Below are 7,466 nucleotides of genomic sequence, written 5' to 3'. Positions count from 1 at the left end.
CGCTTGCGGGAGGGGGCGGCCGGGTCAAATACCGCTGCGTGCTGGATAACAGCATTGGCTTCGCTTGTTTGTTCGCCTGCCCGCCAGGCGCCAAACCCGGCGGATTCCCTGGAGAGGCATTGTTCGACTGATGGGGTGTGGGTGCGGGTGCGGGATGCTGATTCGGGTTCCACCCCAGCCTTTGGGGTGAAACCGGGATGCCGCGCAGCCTGACGGGGTGCCGGCCTCGTTACATGCCTCTCTACATGCCTCTCGCGCGGCAGCCACACCCCTTATAAATAGTAACGATTATCATTTATAATTCGTGGCCATTCCACCCCCTTTCCTTGCGCCAGGTGCCCCCCGAACCCGACAGCCACAACCTGCTCGCCACCCTGGTCCGGCATTACGAGGACCTGGTCGAGCATGTGCGCCGCCGCTTTGCTGCCCGGGGCTTTGCACGCGATGTGGTGCATGACCTGTGCGTGCAGCTGCTCGAGCGGCCGCCCCGCGCCACGGCACGGCAACCGCTGGCCTTTCTCAGGCGTGCTTCGCTCTACCGTGCCATAGACCGGCACCGCGCGGAGGCCGCGCACGCCAATGTCGTAGTCTCGGTGGACGAGGTGGCCGACCTGCGCAGCCATGAAGCCGATGGCGCGCAGCAATTGCACCTGGCCCAGCAAGTACAATCGCTGCGCATGGCCATCGAAAACCTGCCGCCGCGCTGCCGCCTCGTCTTCCTGCTGCATCGGCTACACGATATGCCGCAGGAAGAGGTGGCGCGGGAGCTTGGCATCTCCCGCAATATGGTGGCGCGCCATCTTGCGCGCGCCATGCAAAGCCTGCGGCCCTTGCTGGACCCGGACCCAAGGCCCCCGGCGCCGTTCGTCGTCCCGCAGCAGCCGGCGGCAATCGCAGCACCCACGATCGTGAGACCGGCTGATGGCAGTGCCGCCTGACAACGCCCGCAAGAACCCGCCCTTGCCCAACGACCCGCTGGCGCCTTTCAAGCCTGATCTGCTCCAGCACTTCCCTGGCAAGGAGGCGCTGCTGCGTGAAGGCAAGGCCTACAGCCAACGGCGTGGACGCACCAGCAAGGCAGCAGTAACCTGCCTCGGCGTTGCGGTGGCCGCACTGTGGCTGGCCGACCCTGCCTGGCAGACCACGCGCCTTGCCACTCGCGTTGGCGAGCGTAGCACCTGGACGCTTCGCGATGGTAGTCGCATCCAGCTCAATACCGATTCCGTGATGGTCGTCGAGAACCACCTGCGCAGCCGGCGGATCGCGCTCGAACGCGGCGAGGCCATGTTCACGGTGTCGCACAGCTGGCGCGCGTTCGTTGTCACCGCAGCCGGCGTCGAGATCCGCGATATCGGCACCCATTTCAACGTCCGCCGGGCGCATGGGGATGTGGATGTGGCGGTGATGGAAGGCGCGGTCGAGATCAAAGCCGGTGCCAGCAGCGCGCGGGTAGCCAGAGGCCAGGCCCTGGCGGTGCACGGCGGACAGCTTGGCCCGCTGGTGGACGTCCAGCCAGGCGCAGTGGCGTGGGCCAAAGGCAAGCTGGTGCTCGACGGCAGCCCGCTGCGCCTGGTCGTTGCCGAAATGCAGCGCTACCGCGATGCCCCAATCCGCTTGCGCGACGAGCATGCCGGCGGCCTGCGCCTGTCCGGCGAGTACGACATCGGTGGCCTCGAACCCCTCCTGGACGCGCTCCCCGCCGTACTTCCGGTGCGCGTGGCCCGGCATGCCGATGGCACTGTCGACATCGCCTCGCGCTGATCCCGCAAAAAAATTTGTAACAAGCATCAACATCGCCGCGCGCAGCTACGCCTTTCCCTGCAAGGCCCGGTTCCTGGGCCGTCCGATAAAGAAAAGGGGAAATCGCGTGAATCCAGCTTTGCTTGGCACCGCCCGCCGCGGCCTTGCCAGCCGCCTTACCACCCTGTCCGCGTTTGCCGCGGGCATGACGCTGGCTGCCAGCGCGCTAGCGCAGGGAACGCTTGACGTCGACATGCCAGCCCAGCCGCTGGACCACGCGCTGCGCGCGCTGGCGCGCCAGTCGGGCGCACAGATCGTGTTCGCCACCGACCAGACCGAGCGCCGGACCGCGCCGGCGGTCAGCGGCAAGCTGACGCTAGACCAGGCGCTGGAACGGCTGCTCACGACCGGCCTGAAGGCCAAGGGGACCGGCGCGCAGGCCTACGTGATCACCGCGCCGGCGGCGATGCCTGTCATATCTTCGCCGCCGCGCACCGCACCGGAAGCGAAGCTCGCCCCGGTGGAGATCAGGAGCACCCGTCCGTCGCTGTTTGCCAGCGACGGCATCAGCATGGGCGCGCTGGGTGAGAAGCAGCCGGAAGAGGTACCGTTCTCGGTGCAGTCGTACAACAGCGAGCTGATGAATTCGCAGGATGCGCGCACGTTGATGGATGTGGTGAAAAACGATCCGTCGATCCAGGATGCCACCCAGGCCGGCGCCTATGAGACCGTGCGCATCCGCGGCTTCTTTGTGGACTGGACCAACACCATTCGCCGCGATGGCATGTCGGTGGCGCCGTACTACGAGATCCCGCTCGAGAACATCGAGCAAGTCGATGTGCTCAAGGGGCCGTCCGGTTTCCTGTACGGGATCAATTCCCCGGGTGGCACGATCAACTACGTGATCAAGCGCCCCACCCGGGAACGATTCGCCAGCGTCAAGACAGCGGTGCGCGACCACGACGGCTACTACGCCAGCGTGGATGCCGGCGGGCCTCTCGCCGACGGCCGCTTTGGCTACCGTCTCAATGTTGCCGGGGAAAAGATCGGCAACTTCGGCCACAACGGCGACGTTTCACGCAAATTCGTGGCCGGCGCCTTTGACTGGGGCATCACGCCGCAGGCCTTGCTGCAACTCAATTTCGACTACCAGGAGCGCAAGATCGCGGCCCAGCCCGCGGTTGGCCCCTACCCCGACGGCACGCTGCCGTCGCCGGTCAATCCGCGCGTGCTGCTGGGCCAGTCCTGGCTGCAGTACGAGACCAAGACCTACAACATCGGTGCGGACTTCAGTTACCGCCTCAACGATCGCTGGAAGCTCACCAGCCGCGTAGCCCAGTCCTATAACGCACGCGTGGCGGCCTTTCCCGATATCTACAATGTCAGCCGTAGCGGCGACATTCTCTCCGGCGACATCTACCTGAACCCGGACCAGAATTTCCGGGTACTTTCCACCGATACCTACGTCAGCGGCAACTTCGACACCGGCCCGATCCGGCACCAGCTCGTGGCGGGCTTGTCCACGCGCAACTTCAGCGCCGTCGAATCCGGCTTCACGGTGCTCGGTACCACGGTGGGCAACATCTACCGGCCGGTCTATTCGCCGGAGCCGGCGAACCTGAGCTTTCCGAAGAAGAACATCTCGAAGAACTACCAGCCCAGCATCTTCATCAGTGACGTGATGGCACTGGCACCGAAGTGGGACCTGTTGCTCGGGCTGCGCCATATCCGCTACAAGAACGACAGCCTGCCGGCCTCGGGAAAGAATACCAAGCAAAGTGCCAGCGTCAACGCGCCCTCCTTCGCGCTGACCTTCAAGCCGCTGGCGGGCCTGTCCACCTACGTCAGCTATGCCGAAGGTTACGAACAGCCTGGTCCGGCCGGCTACGACACCAACAATGCCGGCGAGAACATGCCGCCGCTGAAGACCCGGCAGTATGAGTTCGGGGTCAAGTCCAGGGTCACCGACAACCTCCTGGTGACAGGCGCGGTGTTCCGCCTGGAAAAGACCCTGCAATACGTGAACGCGGAGCATTTCACCGTCCAGGGCGGCACCCAGCGCCATAGCGGTCTTGAGCTGACCGCCAACGGCCGGCTCACAGGCGCGCTCTCGGTGGTAAGCGGGCTTGCCCTGCTGCATACCGAAGCGGACAACCCTGCCGACCCAAGCGTGGCCGGCAAGCGTATTGCCGACGTGCCGAACTTCCAGGCCAGCACCTTCCTGGACTACCGGATCGCGGCGCTGCCCGGGGTCAGCCTCAGCGGTGGCGTGTACTACGTGGGCCGGCGCGCGCTCAATGCGCAAAACACGAGCTGGATGGCAGGATATACCCGCTTCGACGCGGGAGCGCGCTACGCCGCGCGGCTGGCGGGATACCGCGCCACCTTCGCGCTCAGCATCCAGAACCTGACGGACAAGCGCTACTGGGCGGCCGGCGACCCCAGCATCAACGGCGCATGGGCTGGCAAGCCGCGCACGGTGTGGCTGTCTGCCCAGTTCGATATGTAAGCCTGGCGCCAGCCCCGACCCGCGCGCGGCACGCCAGCTGCGCGTATGAGCGGGGGGCTTGCGCATTGCCACCTCGGGCCGGCCTTGCCGGCTTTCCGGCTGCCGGCGGGCCTGACGGGCGCCACTGAGCCGCGCACCCTCAGGCCGCCTTGAGTCCGGGCCCGTGGGGTGCCTGCGGCGCCATCAGGTCCTCGAGGAAATAGGCCGCAAGCTGGTGCCGGCCCTCCACCTTGGCTTTTGCGTAGACGTTGGCCGCATGCTGGCGCACGGTCTTGGCCTTGCTCTCGCGCACCGCGGCGATTTCCTCCAGCGAGAGTCCCTTGATCAGGAGCAGGGCCACGTCTTTCTCCGAGGCCGTGAGCTTCCATGCCTCGAATTGCTCCTGCATTTCTCGGAGGAAGTGCCGGGTCGAAGCCCTGGCAGCCTCGTTGCGTTCGGCCATCGCGCGCTCGGCGGCCTGGGCCGCGTTGCGTAGCGCGGCAAGCTCGCGCGCCGCACGCTGGCGGTCACGCGCAAACACGGCAAGGATCCCGATGAAGGCCACGGTGGCAAAACACTCCGCGATCAGGTGGTAGCTGACACCACTCCTCAAGTGGAGATGAGCCAGGTCCCAGAACTGGTACATCGGAAAGAAGGCGAGCAGTAGAAGGAGTCTCGGCGGCATATGACGAATTCAATGCTGACATCCACCCCGATCGGATGGATCGGCGCCACCAGAAGGTTGCGCTGGATGCGCGAGACCGAAATGTAACTGATTCTCGTTTCTAGCGAAAGTACCGTGATGCCGAAGGCAGGCGTCATCCACCTAAAGTTGATTATTATCAACTTTTTGATACGGGACATTTGTCCCGCAGGCCGGCGGAGAGCGGTCCTGCTGACCAAAAACCAACGTTGGGCCAGGAAAAGCAGCATCGCCTCACGGGGCAGATGTCCCGGGTGCCCGATTTTGAATTGAAAACAGGAATGATTCGCATTAGCCTCACCAGGGTCCGCCGAACTGGCGCCATGCATTGCTTCTCCCTAATCCGCGCATCTGGAATCCCCTGTGAGCACCACCGCAACAAAACGATCCCTCCCCGGCCGGCGGCTGCCCCGCCCCACGGCACTGGCCGCACTGACTTCCGCCATGTTCGCCGGACTTCCCCTGGCAGCCGCGGCGCAGGACTCCCATAGCCTGCCGGAGGTGACCGCATCGGCCGGCAAGGTGGCCGCCGGCAGCCTTGGCGACACCGTCACCACCGGCACCAAGACCGATACCCCGCTGCGCGATATCCCGGCCGCCGTGACGGTGATTCCAGACAGTCTGTTGCGCGAACAGGGCGCGGTGGACATGAACTACGCGCTGCAGAATTCCGCTGGCGTCCAGCCCCTGCTTGCGGGCGGCTATGGCTTCGCCAACAACTACACCATCCGCGGACTGGCCATGCGTTTCCTGCGCGATGGCTATCAGGACGGTCCCACCCAGAACGGCTACTACCGGACCATGTACGACGTCGACCGGATCGAGGTCCTGAAGGGCCCCGGCTCGGCGCTCTATGGCTCGGGCCAGCCCGGCGGCAGCGTCAATATGGTCACCAAGCCCCCGCTGAACAGGTTCGGTGCCGAAGTGGGCGCCTTCGGGGGCAGCTACGGCACCTGGGGCACTTATGTGGACGTGGGCGGGCCCGTCAGTTCGCAGTTCGGCACCCGTGTCATCGCCGACATCGAAAAGAGCGACGGCTATCGCGGCCTCGCGCGTGACATCAAGGAAGTCTCGCCATCCCTGAGCTGGGCCTACGATACGAACAAGACCCTGACCCTCGACTACGACCACCGCGACATCCGCATCAAGCCGGACAACTACGGCATCCTCTTCAACAACCAGGGCCAGATTGCCGGCGCCGCGCGCGATGCGCGCTACTACAGCCCGTTCAACCAGACCCACCAGACCATCGACCGGGTGACGCTGAGCCACGACTGGCGCATCGACCCCGACCTCACCATGCGCACCGCCTTTGTCTACGACGAGCGCGCCCTCGACATGACGCGCAACGCAGGCGGCAACGGCGGCAACGCCGCCAACCAGATGACAGGCCGAAGCGCGCGCGCACAGACCGACGACACGCACTTCACCCTGCTGCAGAACGAACTGGTATGGAAGACCAGCACCGGCCCGGTCGGCCATACCGTGCTGGCCGGCATCGAGTATTCGGACACGCGCATCGACACGGTGCGCACCGGCTACAACCTGCCCAACATTGCCAACATCAACGCCCCGGCCGTGCCGGAAACCACGCTCTCCGGCCTGACCCCGGTAGCAAGCCAGGGCTTCAACCGCAAGCTCAAGCAGGAAGACCTCGGCGTGTATCTGCAAGACCAGCTTGCCTTCGGCGACCAGTTCAAGCTGCGCGCGGCCGTGCGCAGCGATCGCGTCAAGTTCAGCGACGTGGGCACCCAGGGCGGCAACTTCCGCTCGATCGGCGATACCCGGAACCTCACGTCCGGCTCGCTCGGCGCCGTCTGGCAACCGCGTCAATCCCTGTCCTTCTACGCCGGGGTGTCGACCAGCAAGTTCATCAACGTGTCGACGGAACCCGCTGCCCTGTCCACCCAGCCGGAGAGCGCGCTGCAGAAGGAAATCGGCGTCAAGGCCGAATTCCTGGATGGCCGGCTGCAGACCAACGCGGCCTTGTTCGAGACCCAGCGCAAGGACTACTACATCACCCTGCCGGGTGCGCTGAGCCCCACGCCGGACGGGCGTGACCGCGCGCGGGGGCTGGAACTGGAAATCACCGCGCGCCCGCTGCAGGGCTGGTCGATACTGGCCAACTTCGTCGTCCAGAACGCTGAAGTGCAATCCAACGCGCTGGCATCCAATGCCCAGATGGGCGTCGCCAACCGAAGCATTGCCGGCACCCGCCCCACCGGCGTGGCCAGGACCGGCGGCCGTCTCTGGACCACCTACGACTTCCAGCAGCCAGCCCTGCACGGCTGGGGCGTGGGCCTGGGCCTGACCTACAAGGGCGACAGCTATGCCGACAGCCTGAACCTGTATCGCGTGCCAGCCTATGTCGTGCTGGATGCCGCGGTCTACTACCGCCAGAAGAAGTGGGACGTCACCCTCAACCTGCGCAACCTGACCGACAAGACCTACTACACCAGTCCAACCTTCGTCGGCGCCTTGCCCGGGGATCCCCGCAGCGCAATGCTCACCGCGCGATACCGTTTCCAGTGAGAC

Annotated in this window: 5 protein-coding genes; 4 read left to right on the top strand and 1 reads right to left on the bottom strand. The window is 65.2% G+C overall.

The window, feature by feature from the left end; all coding sequences use genetic code 11:
• Positions 1 to 335 precede the first annotated feature (335 nt).
• From P3W85_RS26470 to P3W85_RS26460, 3 genes are all read left to right on the top strand, one after another.
• Entirely contained in the window at positions 336 to 938 is a 603-nt protein-coding gene (locus tag P3W85_RS26470; protein WP_276266937.1) for a sigma-70 family RNA polymerase sigma factor, read from the top strand.
• A complete protein-coding gene (locus P3W85_RS26465; RefSeq protein ID WP_276266936.1) occupies positions 922 to 1,761 on the top strand; it encodes a FecR family protein in 840 nt (279 codons plus the stop codon). The genes P3W85_RS26470 and P3W85_RS26465 overlap by 17 nt, the downstream gene beginning before the upstream one ends.
• Before the next feature lie 106 nt (positions 1,762 to 1,867).
• Complete coding sequence (locus tag P3W85_RS26460; protein ID WP_276266935.1) at positions 1,868 to 4,249, top strand: TonB-dependent receptor; 2,382 nt, start codon at positions 1,868 to 1,870, stop codon at positions 4,247 to 4,249.
• A gap of 139 nt (positions 4,250 to 4,388) precedes the next feature.
• Here the strand turns inward: P3W85_RS26460 and P3W85_RS26455 are convergent, their stop codons facing one another.
• A complete protein-coding gene (locus P3W85_RS26455) occupies positions 4,389 to 4,913 on the bottom strand; it encodes a helix-turn-helix transcriptional regulator (protein ID WP_276266934.1) in 525 nt (174 codons plus the stop codon).
• A 381-nt stretch (positions 4,914 to 5,294) separates the two neighbouring features.
• Between P3W85_RS26455 and P3W85_RS26450 the strand changes: the two genes are divergently transcribed.
• Positions 5,295 to 7,463, top strand: coding sequence for a TonB-dependent receptor (locus P3W85_RS26450; protein WP_276266933.1), 2,169 nt, complete (start codon positions 5,295 to 5,297; stop codon positions 7,461 to 7,463).
• The last annotated feature ends 3 nt before the right edge of the window (positions 7,464 to 7,466 follow it).

It is taken from the genome of Cupriavidus basilensis, assembly GCF_029335485.1.
Classification (GTDB): Bacteria; Pseudomonadota; Gammaproteobacteria; order Burkholderiales; family Burkholderiaceae; genus Cupriavidus; species Cupriavidus basilensis_E.
This window is presented reverse-complemented; position numbering and strand designations above follow the sequence as displayed.